We start from the raw sequence: 15,292 nt of genomic DNA on the forward strand, positions 1-15,292 counted from the left end.
TATGACTGAGTTATGACTGAATCATGTAAAAATATTCATATTGATTATCAAGGTGTCCGCTAAAGACAGGGTGTGAGGTTAAAATGCTGAAGCTGAAGGATTTAAAACAAAAAAAAGATTTTCTGCTGCTAAGGAGAGCCTTTAAATATTTACGACCGCATAAAAAAAGCTTCATCCTCGCATTTATAATGATTCTGGGCGGTATAGGTACGGGCCTTGCAGGACCGGTGCTCTGGGGCAGGATACTTGACAGTCTTTTTGAGAAGAACCTGGAAGGGGCACTGTACAATATCTTTTACAGTCTCATAGCAGGAATGCTTACCTGTATACTGGCATATTTCCAGTCACATATGTTTGCCTCTCTTAACCAGAATATAATATTTGACCTGAAGAAAGACATGTATAAGGCGCTGCTGGACCTCCCTGTGAATGCCTATGACAATACCGACAGCGGGGAACTGATGTCCAGGCTCCACGGAGATGCGGCAGAGGTTGCAAATACCCTTACCGGTACTCTGCTGAATGCCGCTGTGGATGTGTTGCGCCTTATGGCCATTGGCTTTGCTGTTCTTGTCATAAGCGGCAGATTGGCATTAATAGTAGCTGTTTCATTTCCGGTCTCTTATCTTATAGCCCAAAAAACAGGTAAAAAAATCAGAGCCTGCAACAAACAGTTGTCGGAGTTGAATGATAAATACTACAGTAATACCGGAGGAGCTATCTGGGGTATCAGGGAGGTAAAAAGCCTTGGTATAAAAGGAGAAAGGCTGGCTTCCTTTACAAGGCTTGCTGTCAGTCTTAAGGAAAAGCTGATTTCAATACAGCTACTAGGTGCCATGGCTCAACTTATGCTGAATTCTGTAAATACCCTTGCCCAGGCGGCAATAACAATAGCTGGAGGAGTATTCGTCATAACCGGCGCATTGCATATCCGGCTCTTCATAGCTTTTTACGCATATTCCGGCCAGCTCACCGGGGCTCTGTCCAATATAAGCAGGGTGGGGCTCAGCCTGCAGCAGGTCATGAATTCCCTTGAAAGAATTTTTCTGTTGCAGGACGGACTGGAATATCCGCCAGACAGCTTTGGAAATAAAAGTCTGAAAGATATAAAAGGAAATATAAGATTTGAAAATGTCTCATTTGGATATACCCAGGGGCAAAAGGTTCTGGACAAGGTAACGATGGATATTCCCGCAAGGGGGAGAACTGCTGTCGTGGGCAGCAGCGGAAGCGGGAAAACCACCCTGTTCAATCTGATGCTCAGGTTCTACCAGCCCTGCGCGGGCAGGATACTTGTGGACGGCATTGATATAAAGGAAATCAAGGAGGAGGATTTGCGCAAAAATATTTCAGTTGTACGTCAGGAGCCATATCTTTTCACAATGTCCATCCGGGACAACCTGCTGCTGGCAAACCCCCATGCAACGCAGCAGCAGATGGAAACCGCATGCAAAAGAGCCTATATACATGAATTTATTGAAAGCCTGCCCCACAAATATGATTCCCTGTTGGGGGAAAACGGTATAAACCTGTCAGGGGGACAGAGGCAGAGAATTGCCATAGCCAGGGCTCTTATGAAAGAATCAAAAATAATACTCTTTGATGAGGCGACTTCGTCTCTCGACAACGAATCACAATTTTTTATCAGCAGGGCAATAAATGAAATATCGGGGGAATGTACGGTAGTTGTCATAGCACACAGGCTTTCTACAATAATTGAAGCCGATGTCATATATGTCATGGACAAGGGCGGCATAGCCGGACAGGGCAGCCATAAATCCCTTATAAACGTAAACAGCGTATACAGAGATTTATACAGGGCCGAGGTTGAACTTATCAGTGATAACTGTGCAGAAGTGGTCTGATGCAAGGGTAGCAGACGGGAAACCCATTATATATGGAAGCATTTTCAAATATGTGTAAATATTTTGTTGTATAATTTTGCACTAAGTTGTAGACAAGAATTTGCACATTTAAACAAGTTGTTCTATTTTGTATAGCTGTCCAATTAATTAAAATGTAAATATACAAAACAGGTTAAAAGGTGATTTTTGGACTATGAATGCCTGTTGGTGACATTTATATATATAATACATTATGAAGGGTGGCATTTACTCATGGAATCGAGTTTGACTACTAAAAGGGGCAAAGCCTTAAAGTCAGTGCATAAACACGGGTTTTTGTACGAACTGAAAAAGAATAAAGTACTGTTTTTGATGATGCTCCCTGCATTGGCTGTAATATTAGTGAACAACTATTTACCGATGGCAGGAGTGTTAATCGCTTTTAAGAATTTCAAGTATTTCGGAAGGAACTTTTTTGAGAACTTCTTTAAAAGTAAATGGGTGGGTCTTGAAAATTTTGAATTCTTCACAGCTACGCCGGACGCCTTCACAATAACAAGAAATACACTTTTGTACAATCTTGCATTTATTGTTATAGGCTTGGTAATTTCAGTTTTCTTTGCAATCATCCTCAATGAGATCAAAGGAAAATATACATCGAAATTTTATCAGGCAAGCATGTTTCTTCCGTATTTCATGTCATGGATAGTAGTCAGCTATCTTGTGTTTGCATTATTAAGTGAAGAACAGGGTTTTGTAAACAAGAGCCTGCTTCCGATGCTGGGTGTGAGTGCCGACGCACTGCCTACCTGGTACGGTGACCCGGGCAAATGGCCGATTATATTGACCCTTGTAAATACGTGGAAGTTTACAGGCTACAACTGTGTTGTTTATGTGGCCGCAATAGCAGGTATCGATCAGGAGTATTACGAAGCTGCAACTGTTGACGGAGCTTCAAGGTTCTATCAGATAAGAAAGATTACAATACCGTTGCTGACACCTTTGATGGTAATATTGACCCTGCTTGCAGTGGGACGTGTCTTCTATTCGGATTTCGGTCTGTTCTTCAGTGTTACCAGAAATGTTGGTACCTTGTTCGAGACAATTGGAGTTATAGACACTTATGTGTATAATGCCCTGCGTAACCTCAATGATGTGGGAATGGCATCGGCAGCCGGTTTATATCAATCACTGTGCGGATTTATCCTGGTTTTGTCCTCTAACCTGATTGTCAGGAAGATAGACCCGGATAAAGCACTCTTTTAGGAGGTAGGAAGAGATGAAACATAATGAGAACTCAAATACATTAAATACGGTTTCACCTTTTTGGAACGGACTATTTCATGTAATTTTTACATTGTATTCACTGGCCTGTATCATACCGCTGCTGCTGGTAATCGGGGTTTCCTTCACTGATGAAAAGACAGTAGTTACCTCAGGTTACAATTTTATACCCAAGGTGTTCAGTCTTGAGGCTTACAAGTGGGTTGTAAAAAGCGGAGATGCCATAGTAAGGGCTTACGGCTTATCCATAATGATTACCATAGTGGGTACTATCCTAAGTGTTTCAATAATAGCAATGTTTGCCTATGTAATATCAAGAAAGGACTTTAAGTACAGAAATACTTTTTCCTTTATAGTGTTTTTCACCATGATATTTAATGGCGGTCTGGTTCCCTGGTATATGGTATATACAAACTTCCTCCACATCAATGATACCCTGCTGGCATATATTATTCCTTCGCTGGTAAATGCATGGTATGTAATGATTATGAGGACCTTCTTCCAGACAAATGTACCTGATTCTATTATAGAATCGGCAAAGATTGACGGAGCCGGAGAATTCAGAACTTTCATTCAGATAGTAATACCACTGGCAAAACCCGGTTTGGCGACAATAGCACTATTTCAGACACTGGGCTTCTGGAATGACTGGTATCTGCCATTAATGCTTATTGAAAATGCCAAGCTTTATAATCTCCAATACATTTTGTACAAGACACTTACTGCCATACAGTATTTGGCAACAGCTTCAAACATGACTCAGGGTACAGCGGAAATATTGGCAAAGCTGCCTTCGGAAACAGCGCGTATGGCCATGTGCGTACTGGCAATCGGTCCTATAATACTGGCCTATCCGTTCTTCCAGAAATACTTTGTAAAAGGTCTTACAGTTGGTGCAGTAAAAGGCTAATACCATATTGGGCTTATTTTTATTAAGTTCCAAATATGGACAAAGCATAAATAATATTTATAATTTTAAGGAGGTTAACACATGCAAAAGGCAAAAAGACTTATTGGTTTGATTTTGGTTCTGTGTTTGGCAGTCACTTTTGTGGTTGGTTGCGGAAATGATGATGGTGCATCAAATTCAACATCACCTTCAACTTCCACTGCTTCAGGTTCATCAGTTGCTGCAGATTCATCAGTAGTACTTGATCCTGTTGAATTGAAGTGGTATGTTATCGGTAATGGTCAGCCTAAGGACATGGATGCAGTTTTAGCGAAGGTTAATGACTATTTGAAGCCTAAAATTAACGCTACATTAAAACTGAGCATATTTACCTGGGGAGATGACTTTGAGCAGAAGATGGGTGCAAAGGTTGCTTCTGGTGAAGAATTCGATATAACCTTTACTTCAAACTGGGCACTTAACTACCTGCAGAATGCTCCAAAGGGCGCATTTGTAGATCTCACTCCTATGTTGGATCAGTACGCTCCACAGACTAAGGCTCTGTTGGGTGACAAGGTTATCAAGGGTGCTTCTATCGATGGAAAGCTCTTTGCTATCCCAACTAACAAGGAAATGGCTCACAACTGGGGCTTCCTTATAAACAAGGACCTTGCAGACAAGAATGGTATCGATATTTCAACTATAAAGAAGTTTGAAGATATCGAACCTGCTCTTAAGATAATCAAAGAAAAAGAACCTGGCGTAGAACCTTTCCAGACTGTTGTTGGAGAATCTGCTTACAGAATTCTTGATTTTGAAAAGATGGTTGATGATAATGTTCCCGGAGCTATCTATGGCGACGGAAGAGATACCAAGGTTATAAATGACTTTGATTCTCCTGAAGCAAAGACATTGTTTACAACTTTACACAACTGGTTCAAAGCCGGCTATATCAGAAAAGATGCTGATACAATAACCGACTGGCAGGCAAACAGAAAAGCTGGTAAGGTATTCTCAGCAGTAGCTTCATTGAAGCCTGGTAAAGATGGTGAAGAAAGTGTATCATCAGGAATAAACTGGGTACAGGTTGACATTACTAAGCCAATGGCAACTACTCGTGAAATGACTGGTGCTATGCAGGCTATATCCAAGTCATCAAAGAATCCTGAAAGATCTTTGATGTTCCTTGAATTATTCAATACTGATCCAGAACTTTGTAACCTGATCAACTATGGTATAGAAGGAACTCACTATACTAAGGTTGCAGATACCAAGATTGAGGTGACTCAGGCAGGTAAAGACGGTTACAACCCAGGAACTCCTTGGATGTTTGGTAACCAGTTCAACACTTACATCTATGATTCAGAGAAATTTGATTCAGCAACTGCTAAGTGGGATCAGTTCAAAGCTTACAATGAATCAGCAACAGCTTCACCAATACTTGGTTTCACTTTCAACTCTGAGCCTGTAAAGACTAAGGTTGCAGCGTTGACCGGTATTAAGAAGCAGTTTATGCCAGGTCTTGAAACTGGTAAATCAGATCCTGCAACAGTACTTCCTAAGTTTATTGATAAGCTTAAGGCTGCCGGCTTGGACGATGTTCTTGCTGAAATGCAGAAGCAGGTTGATACTTTCTCAGCTAATAAATAATAGAGAAATTGGTTGTAGTTAATCCAACTTGACTTTAATTACCAATTAGATGTAAAATAGGGCTAGCGCTTTTAGTATAGCGCTGGCCCTGTTTTAGTTAAAATCTGTAAATAGTTTAAATAAGGTGAAGTGGATATGAAAAGTGAGGAAATAGCAAAAATTGCAGGAGTGTCCCGCAGTACGGTATCAAGGGTTATCAATAACTATTCCAATGTACCGGAGGATACGAAGAAAAAGGTTCTTGATGTTATAACAAAATACAACTATCAGCCAAATACCTCGGCACGAGTGCTTGCAGGAAAGAAAAATGATACTATAGGCTTGTTCATAGTCAGTATCGCCGATGCTTTTAATCCAAACAGATTATACAACAACAACTATTTCACACAATTTGTTGATGCGGTTGTTGAGTGCGCAAATGCAAGGGGATATTATGTACTTGTAAATATTGTCTATTGCGAGAATGACTACAATAAGGTTAGTGAGGTCTTTCTTCAAAAGCGTATAGACGGGGGAATTGTCATAGGAACCGAACGTGATGCGGAGGTTCTGATAAATGTATCTAAAAGAGGCTTCCCTGTGGCTTTGATTGATTATGACGCCGATGAAATCAAAAGGAACAAGTCCGACAATGACAATTTAATTGTAATAGGTTCAAATGACTATGACGGAGCGGTTTCAGCGGTTGAACACCTTATTGGCCTGGGACACAAGGATATAGGCCTTCTGGCGGGACGGCTTTCCACCTACTCGGGAAGGCAAAGGTACAATGCTTTTTTTGACACTATGAAAAAACACGGCTTGAACGTAAATGAAGAATTTGTTCTCCACGGAGACTTCATTAAGTCTAAAACTGCAGACGAAGTAAATAAGCTTATTCAGAGGAGAAAGCTGCCAAGTGCAATATTCTCATCCAACGATGATATGGCAATCACTGCCATGGATTTGTTCAGAGAAAGCAATATAAAAATTCCTGAGGATATTTCCATTATAGGTTTTGACAACATTCCACTGTCATCCTTGGTCAAGCCTGCACTTTCTACGGTATCCACACCTGTTTATGACATTGTTGACAGGGCGGTAACCGAGCTTATTTCATACATAAAAAGAAATAAAAAAGGTTTTACCAGCTTTAGCTATGACGCTAAAATGGTTATGCGTGACACTTGTTTGAGGAAATAAGAGTACTCGAAAGAGTACTGTTTTTATATCTTTATTTATTATTTGAGAGGAGCAAAAAAATATGAAGTACGGATTTTTTGACGATCAAAACCGGGAATACGTTATCACTACTCCCAAAACACCTTATCCATGGATTAATTACCTGGGAACTCAAGATTTTTTTTCTTTGATTTCAAACACTGCAGGTGGTTATTGTTTTTATAAGGACGCGCGTTTACGGAGAATCACCAGGTACAGGTATAATAATGTGCCTATCGACATGGGGGGAAGATATTTTTATATCAACGACAATGGCAGCTTATGGTCCCCAGGCTGGTCTCCGGTGAAAGCCGACCTGGACAGCTATGAATGCAGACATGGTTTGGGATATACAAAAATCACCGGAAGCAAGGATGGAATCAGCACTGAAGTTTTATTCTTCGTGCCGCTGAACTTTAATGGTGAAATACATAGAGTAAGAGTTAAAAATACAACCCAGGCGGATAAAGCCGTAAAGCTGTTTTCCTGTGTGGAATTCTGTTTGTGGAATGCATACGATGACATGACCAATTACCAGAGAAACTTTAGCACCGGGGAAGTTGAGATTGAAAAGTCTGTAATTTACCACAAGACTGAGTATAAGGAAAGAAGAAACCACTATTCCTTTTATTCAGTAAACGCGAGTTTAACCGGCTTTGACACTGACAGAGATTCCTTTGTAGGATTATATAACGGCTTTGAAGCACCTCAGGTGCCTGTAAGCGGTGAACCGCAGAATACGGTGGCCGACGGCTGGGGCCCCATGGCCTCACACTGTATTACCGTTGAACTAAAGCCTGGTGAGGAAAAAGAGTACGATTTCATACTGGGCTATGTGGAAAATGATGAGGACGACAAGTGGGAAAGCAAAGGTGTTATCAATAAGAAAAAGGCACATGCAATGATTGAGGAAAAGGGCAACCCTGCGGGAGTGCAGGCTGCGTTTCTTGAGATGCAGGATTACTGGAACCAGTTGTTTACACAGTACAGACTGGAGCACAAGGATGAGAAGCTGACCAGGATGGTAAATATCTGGAACCAGTATCAGTGTATGGTAACCTTTAATATGTCCAGAAGCGCTTCATATTTTGAAACCGGCATAGGCAGGGGAATGGGCTTTAGAGACTCAAACCAGGATATTCTCGGCTTTGTGCATCAGATACCTGACAGAGCAAGAGAGAGAATACTGGACATAGCTGCCACCCAGTTGGAAACAGGTGGTGCGTATCACCAGTACCAGCCTCTGACCAAGAAGGGGAATAATGAAATAGGCGGTAACTTTAACGATGATCCGTTGTGGCTTATAGCCTCAGTAGCGGCTTACATAAAGGAAACAGGAGATATGGACATCCTGAAGGAAATGGTGCCGTATGACAATGATGACTCAAAGGCTGCGTCGCTTTTTGATCACTTGAGACGCTCCTTCTATCATGTTGTCAATAACCTCGGTCCTCACGGGCTCCCTCTGATTGGAAGGGCTGACTGGAATGACTGTCTCAATCTGAACTGTTTCTCCAACGTACCCGGAGAATCCTTCCAGACAACCACAAGCAAGGACGGAAAGGTGGCAGAGTCTGTATTCATAGCAGGAATGTTTGTATTCTATGGCCCTGAATATGTCAAGCTGTGCATCTTAAACGGGTTGGAGGAGGAAGCTCAGAAGGCTCAGACACACATAGACAAAATGACAGAGACCGTGCTTGAGAATGGCTGGGATGGAGAATGGTTCATCCGTGCCTATGATGATTTTGGACAAAAAATAGGCAGCAAGGAAAATGAGGAAGGTAAGATATTCATAGAGTCACAGGGCTTCTGTACAATGGCAGGCATCGGTCTGGAGACCGGGCATGTGGAAAAGGCTCTGGACTCGGCTAAAAAATATCTGGACAGCGATCACGGCATGGTTCTCAACAATCCTGCCTTTACAAAATACTATATCAACATGGGTGAAATCTCAACATATCCTGCGGGCTATAAGGAAAACGCAGGCATATTCTGCCACAACAATCCATGGGTGGCAGCAGGAGAAACCGTTCTTGGAAGAGGAGACAGGGCCTTTGAGATATACTCCAAGATTGCTCCGGCCTACACTGAGGAAATAAGTGATATTCATAAGACAGAACCTTATGTATACTCCCAGATGATTGCCGGAAAGGATGCAAAAAGGCATGGAGAAGCCAAGAATTCCTGGCTGACAGGAACTGCTGCCTGGAATTTCGTTGTAATTTCGCAGAATATTCTGGGAATAAAGCCTGATTATAACGGACTTATGATTGACCCGTGCATTCCACAGGAATGGGAGGGCTACAAGGTGAGCAGGAAGTTCAGAAAGGCCACTTATGAAGTGACTGTCAGCAACCCGCGGCATGTATCAAAGGGTGTCAGTCAGCTTATAGTGGACGGAAAGGAAGTAGAAGGCAATATTGTTCCGGTGTTCGGCGACGGAAAGACTCATGAAGTCAAGGTTGTCCTGGTCTAAGGAGTCTGATTCCTGATAATATCAATAATACTAATAATACCAAACAAAATAAAAAATGGCTTCAGAATATGAAGTCATTTTTTTATTGTCCGGAAAAGTATAAATTTTTAAGGGCATTAAAATGTCTGAAACCAGGGCGGCTTACGTAAATAAAGTGGCTTTGCCACACTTGTTTTTGTACCAAAGGGCATTAAAGAGGAAGCTGTATTAAAAACTCAGTGCCCTGGCCCTGCTGGCTGACAACTCGTATATCACCGCTGTACAGGTTTACAATATGCTTGACGATTGATAAGCCCAGCCCTGTACCACCCATATTCCTTGAACGGCCCTTGTCGACCCGGTAAAACCTTTCAAAAATTCTGGAATGATGTTTTTCGGAAATTCCTATCCCTGTATCTTTAATTGAAATATAGGTCTTGCCGCTGGAACGGCCTGCTCTTATATATACTGCTCCGTTTTCCACATTATATTTTATGGCATTGTCCACCAGATTTATAAGCATCTGTTTGATCCTGTTTTTGTTGACCAGCAGGTTTATGGTTTGGTCCACTTCCACAATCAGCCTTACTCCCTTTTTTTGTGCCGCTGCCTCAAGTATCAATACAACTTCACCAATTATGGTATTTAAATTAGTCTCCATGATGTTGTCGTCTTTTCTCATGCCTTCAATTTCGGAAAGCTGCAGGATATCGTTAATCAGCATGTAGAGCCGTTCGGCCTCAATATCTATAATATCCAGGAACTTTGCAGCTACTGCGGTATCTTCTATAGCTCCGTTCTTAAGTGTCTCTACAAAGCCTCTTATGGAGGTGAGGGGGGTTTTCAGCTCATGGGTTACATTTGAAACGAATTCTGTTCTTATCTGTTCCAGCTTCTTGACTGAGGTTACGTCATGAAGGGTAATCACTCCTCCTGAATTTACACTCCTGACGGTATCAGTGTTCTTTATGGGATTGGTATATACCTTGTAAATCTTGTCCGTGTTGGTGGCTGGGGAGAACATGATTATCTCATCCGTTAAGGGGGTGTTGTTTTTAATGGTATCAATCAGCAAAGAATTGACCTTGGAATTTCTGGCAATCTGTATAAGGTTTTTGCCCATAATCCCGGGGCCGTGCCTGACGCCGAAAATGTCGCAGGCAATGGTGTTGATAATGAGGATCTTGTAGTCGGTGTCGACGGCGATAATCCCATCTCTCATACTGTTTATTACCGTGTCCACCCGCACATTTTTGTCCATCATTCCCAGAAGGGTTTCATCCAGTTTATCGGCCATTTCATTAAAGGTATATGCCAACTGCCCGATTTCGTCTTTTGAAGTGATATTCACTCTTTTCTTATAATTTCCTCCCGCAATTTCCTTGGAAGTATTGATTAACTGCCGGATGGGATCGGTTATTACCTTGGACAACTGGACTGAAATCAGTATCGTCAGCAGCAGGCCGGCAAGGATGCCGATAATAGTATAAAAGAAGAAGGCTTTATTTATGGAGTTGATCTGGTAGAGCGGTATGGATACCCTTACTATGATATTGTGGGCTTCTATGGGGAAAGCGACATAAAGATAGGTAACCTTCAGGGTTTCGCTGAAACGCTCATCCGTGCCCATTTTACCCTGTATGGCTTCCTTGACTTCCTTCCTGTTCAGATGGTTCTGCATGCCGTTTGCATCAGAATCTGATTCCCCCAGTACCTTGCCGCTATAATCTATAATTGTTATCCTGGTAAAAAATGAAAAGCTTTCGATTGCAGAAGGCTTTTCATTCAGGAGCTTTGCGTATTCCTTTGCCAGTTTGTCAAAGTCGGTAAGTTTGTTTTGTGATATTTCAGTGTCAATTTGATGCGTTAAAAGAACAGCAGTGTTTTCAATGCTGTTCTGAACCTCATATTTATAAAAATACCTTGCAAGAGCAGATGTAAAAATTCCGGTAATGGTTATGGCTATTATAACCAGAAAAATAGTATACTTAACAATTTTTGATTTCAAAAAGCATCGGCACCTCCTGTGGAGAGCATATGTAAATTATTTGGCACTGGCAGGGGAGGTTTTATCGGTAAACCTGTAGCCAATACCTCTGATGGTTTCAATAAATGTAGGATTATCATCGTTATCTTCTATCTTTTGCCGCAGATATCTGATATGAACATCAACAGTCCTGGTTTCGCCATAGTAGTCAAAGCCCCAGATTTTATCAAGCAGATGCTCTCTGGACAAAACCTTGCCCTTGTTCAAAACCAGCATTTTCAGCAGTTCAAATTCCTTAAGCGGCATTTCAATAAGACGGTCGCCCTTATAGACTTCTCTTCTTGTACAGTCTATGGAAATGTCGGCGTGGGTGATAACGTCAACCTTGGGTTCGGCAACGGTGTTAATGCGGCGGAAAAGTGCCTTTATCCTGGCCAGCAGTTCCCTGACGCTGAAGGGTTTGGTTATATAGTCGTCAGCACCCAGCTCAAGGCCCAGGACCTTGTCAAACTCTTCACTTTTGGCAGTGAGCATTATTATAGGTATGTTTTTGGTGACGGTATTCTGCCTGAGCTGCCTGCAAACCTCCAGACCATCAATTCCAGGCAGCATGATATCCAGAATGAAAAGTGAGGGAACGCTCTCCAGAGCATGCTCTATCAAATCTTCACCGTTATCGAACACAGTAACCTTGAAGCCGTTGGCTTCAAGATTATATTTAATCAGTTGCTGGATATGCATTTCATCTTCAACGACAAAAATTGATTGTTTAGACATTTTTTATCCCCCCTGTCCGCTCTGAGGACATAAATTCAAAGGGTTGAAAGTGGTTTTCTTTCAACCTTGCATCTCTTACTCTGTTTTTCTGGCAAGATGACCGTGTGAACCGGTAACATTGAATACAACCCATTCGGCAATATTGGTTGCATGATCACCTATCCGTTCCAGATATTTTACTATAAACATAAAGTCTGTTGCCTGCTCAACCGTTTCAGGGTTGTTCTTCATGATGTTGATAAGTTCAAGTACAATTTTTGAGAAGAGATCGTCAACCTCATCATCGGAGCTGCAAACATCCCTGGCCAGGTCTATATCCTGCTTTATATAGGAATCAATGGACCTTATGACCATTTTTTTTGCCAGCTCAGCCATAAGGGGAATGTCCACCAGGGGCTTGATATATTTCATATCTGCCATTCTTATGGTAAGCTCGGCAATATCGGCGGCATGATCAGCTATGCGCTCCATGTCGGTAATTATTTTCAAAGCGGTGCTTATGGTTCTCAGGTCCTTTGCAAGCGGCTGCTGCCTTGCAATAAGGTTTATACATATTTTCTCAATCCTGCCTTCAAGCTCGTCAACTTCGTCATCACTTTCATATACTTTTCTGGCCAGGTCTATATCCTGCCTCTTTAAAGCCAGAATGGAATTCTCTATGGATTCTTCAACCAGTCCGGCCATTTTAACCATCAAATCGTGCAATTGTTCCAGTTCTTTGTCAAATGAGTGTCTAACCATATATATCTCCTATCTACGCGCCAACACGTATGTTACTGTAATGATAAATAACAATGCCGCTTAACCGAATCTTCCCGTAATATAATCTTCGGTTCTCTTATCCTGAGGGTTGCTGAAAAGGTGATTTGTGGTTCCTGATTCAACTATCTCACCATGCAGGAAAAATGCGGTGCTGTCCGAGATTCTGGCTGCCTGCTGCATATTGTGGGTAACAATAATTATAGTATAGTTTTTCTTTAAGTCCTCTATCAGGTCCTCTATTTTAAGGGTTGATATGGGATCAAGTGCAGAGGTGGGTTCATCCATTAATACAACCTCGGGCTCCACAGCCAGTACTCTGGCAATACATAAGCGCTGCTGCTGTCCTCCGGATAAGCCCAGGGCATTCTGCTTGAGTCTGTCCTTGACTTCATCCCACAGGGCACTGTTCCTTAAACTCTTTTCAACAATATCATCCAACCTGGACTTGGATTTTATACCATGAATACGGGGACCGTAAGCAATGTTATCGTATATTGACATAGGAAATGGATTTGGTTTTTGGAATACCATTCCAACATTTTTTCTCAACTCAACTATATCATACTCTTTGTAAACATTCAAACCGTCGAAATACACATCTCCGGTTATTTTAACATTTGCTATGAGGTCGTTCATCCTGTTAAGGGTCTTTAAAAAGGTCGACTTTCCGCAGCCGGAAGGACCTATAAATGCAGTTACCTGATTGCTGGATATATTTATGGAGACATTTTTCAGGGCTTGAAGGTCTCCGTAAAACAGATTTAAATTATTGGTTGTTATTCTATAATCATTAGTCATATCAGTAATCCTCTATCCCAAATATTTAGTAGGTAGCTTTATCATAACAACACTTTTTTAATGCAGGTTTAATTCTATGTTAACTTGATGTTAATAATATTTTGGGGCAACTGTAAATTACCTTATATTATGTACAAAGCTGCAGTTTAAATTCATGTTAAATTAACTCGTTGTGCTAGTTAAAAATGTGATAAACAGGCAAAAGCTGCATAGATGCATGCCATTCCCGGACGAGCTTTAAATAAATGCTTGTATATAACGCTTTTAACGAAATTGTATACCTTACAGCATGCTTTTTTAGCCGTCGCGGCAACTCGACCACCCAGGTCTCGAATGCCTCTTAAATTGACATCCTGTCAATTTAACTGCCAAAGCAGCAAGCTGTAAGCCTACAATTTCAGCAAAAAGCTTTTAATCATACTACGCATTTCTTTAAAGTCGTCCTCGCATGTCATGCAAACTTATCTGTTAAATTAACTAGCACAACGGGTTAAGTTACCCTGCAGTGATGTCCCAAATATCAGCAAGCAATAAATCAAGGCTTTTTGGAGAAAAATAACCCTGACAGCCAATTTACTTAACATTTTATTAACATGGGCTTAACAGCAGTTTACTTTTTGCATTTTTATAATAGTGCTATCATGAAGTTGTGAAGGAGGGCTCAACAATGACTCAGAGCGCAAACGCAGCACAGGACAGAAAGGCTGCCGGTAATAGAATCAGAAGAATGAAGCTTTCAAATACAGTGGCAAGAAACATTCTTTTTCTATTTGCAAGCATTACTATTTTAACAACCCTGGGAATTATTATTTCATTACTCAGAGATTCCATAGGCTTTTTTGCCGAGGTTCCTATAAAGGATTTTTTGCTGGGAAGGGTCTGGACCCCTCTTTTCAATGATCCCCAGTTTGGTGTGCTTCCTCTTGTAAGCGGAACGGTACTTATTACGTTTGTTTCCGGGCTGATATCAATACCCATTGGACTGTTTACCGCAATTTATTTAAGTGAGTATGCAAACAGAAAAGTCAGGAAGGTTATAAAACCAATTCTTGAGGTTCTGGCAGGAATTCCCTCCATAGTTTTCGGTTATTTTGCACTGACCGCAATTACACCTTTTCTGAAAAACATAATACCGCAGACGGAAATTTTTAATGCATTAAGTGCAAGCATAGCGGTGGGCGTCATGACCATACCGCTGGTTTCTTCCCTGAGTGAGGATGCGTTGAGGGCGGTGCCCGACAGCTTGAGACAGGGGGCGTTGGCTCTGGGCTCTACAAAGATGGAAACCTCTTTGAAGGTAGTGGTTCCCGCAGCCATTTCAGGAATATCTGCATCCTTTGTGCTGGCCATATCCAGGGCAATAGGTGAAACCATGATTGTTACCATAGCCGCAGGAGCCAGGCCGAATCTTACCTTCAACCCCCTGCAGAGTGTTCAGACCATGACCTCATTTATAGTGCAGGCAAGCCAGGGAGACAATCCCCATGGAACTGTGGGCTATTATTCGCTTTTCGCCGTGGGTTTGCTGCTCTTTCTTATTACTCTCGGTCTTAATGTTTTTTCGCATCATATGGTGGATAAGTACAGAAAGGAATATTAAACGGAAAAATCATTCTTTAATATAGATGAAAGCAACAGATAAT

11 protein-coding genes are annotated in these 15,292 nt (G+C 41.6%); 7 read left to right on the top strand and 4 right to left on the bottom strand.

Translation table 11 applies throughout. The features are described 5' to 3' along the window. The first annotated feature begins 83 nt into the window (after positions 1–83). The 6 genes from CLHUN_RS09030 to CLHUN_RS09055 all read left to right on the top strand — a co-directional run bounded on the left by CLHUN_RS09030 (position 84) and on the right by CLHUN_RS09055 (position 9,346). The gene (locus tag CLHUN_RS09030; RefSeq protein WP_242656480.1) at positions 84–1,865 is read left to right on the top strand and encodes an ABC transporter ATP-binding protein; all 1,782 of its coding nucleotides are present in this window, start codon (positions 84–86) and stop codon (positions 1,863–1,865) included. Between the two features lie 252 nt (positions 1,866–2,117). After that, the gene (locus CLHUN_RS09035) at positions 2,118–3,110 is read left to right on the top strand and encodes an ABC transporter permease (protein ID WP_080064264.1); all 993 of its coding nucleotides are present in this window, start codon (positions 2,118–2,120) and stop codon (positions 3,108–3,110) included. A 13-nt stretch (positions 3,111–3,123) separates the two neighbouring features. Continuing rightward, positions 3,124–4,038 carry a carbohydrate ABC transporter permease gene (locus CLHUN_RS09040; protein ID WP_080064265.1) on the top strand — a complete coding sequence of 305 codons (915 nt, stop codon included), beginning with the start codon at positions 3,124–3,126 and terminating at the stop codon, positions 4,036–4,038. An 81-nt stretch (positions 4,039–4,119) separates the two neighbouring features. Continuing rightward, positions 4,120–5,667 (top strand): ABC transporter substrate-binding protein, encoded by a 1,548-nt coding sequence (locus tag CLHUN_RS09045; protein ID WP_080064266.1) that lies wholly within the window; start codon positions 4,120–4,122, stop codon positions 5,665–5,667. A gap of 135 nt (positions 5,668–5,802) precedes the next feature. Then, the gene (locus CLHUN_RS09050) at positions 5,803–6,849 is read left to right on the top strand and encodes a LacI family DNA-binding transcriptional regulator (protein ID WP_080064267.1); all 1,047 of its coding nucleotides are present in this window, start codon (positions 5,803–5,805) and stop codon (positions 6,847–6,849) included. A gap of 61 nt (positions 6,850–6,910) precedes the next feature. Next, the gene (locus tag CLHUN_RS09055; RefSeq protein WP_080064268.1) at positions 6,911–9,346 is read left to right on the top strand and encodes a glycoside hydrolase family 94 protein; all 2,436 of its coding nucleotides are present in this window, start codon (positions 6,911–6,913) and stop codon (positions 9,344–9,346) included. A 190-nt stretch (positions 9,347–9,536) separates the two neighbouring features. Here CLHUN_RS09055 and CLHUN_RS09060 read toward each other — a convergent pair whose 3' ends face one another. The 4 genes from CLHUN_RS09060 to pstB form a co-directional block, all read right to left on the bottom strand. After that, entirely contained in the window at positions 9,537–11,333 is a 1,797-nt protein-coding gene (locus tag CLHUN_RS09060) for an ATP-binding protein (RefSeq protein WP_080064269.1), read from the bottom strand. 36 nt (positions 11,334–11,369) lie between these two features. Further along, positions 11,370–12,089: a response regulator gene (locus tag CLHUN_RS09065; RefSeq protein WP_080064270.1), complete on the bottom strand. Its 720-nt coding sequence runs from the start codon at positions 12,087–12,089 to the stop codon at positions 11,370–11,372. A 75-nt stretch (positions 12,090–12,164) separates the two neighbouring features. Further along, positions 12,165–12,830, bottom strand: a complete 666-nt coding sequence (phoU, locus tag CLHUN_RS09070; protein ID WP_080064271.1) for a phosphate signaling complex protein PhoU — start codon at positions 12,828–12,830, stop codon at positions 12,165–12,167. Between the two features lie 60 nt (positions 12,831–12,890). Continuing rightward, a complete protein-coding gene (gene pstB, locus CLHUN_RS09075) occupies positions 12,891–13,649 on the bottom strand; it encodes a phosphate ABC transporter ATP-binding protein PstB (RefSeq protein ID WP_080064272.1) in 759 nt (252 codons plus the stop codon). Positions 13,650–14,316: 667 nt separating this feature from the next. Here pstB and pstC point away from each other — a divergent pair. After that, positions 14,317–15,249, top strand: a complete 933-nt coding sequence (gene pstC / locus CLHUN_RS09080) for a phosphate ABC transporter permease subunit PstC (protein WP_080064273.1) — start codon at positions 14,317–14,319, stop codon at positions 15,247–15,249. The last annotated feature ends 43 nt before the right edge of the window (positions 15,250–15,292 follow it).

Source organism: Ruminiclostridium hungatei (assembly GCF_002051585.1).
GTDB classification, from domain to species: domain Bacteria; phylum Bacillota; class Clostridia; order Acetivibrionales; family DSM-1351; genus Ruminiclostridium; species Ruminiclostridium hungatei.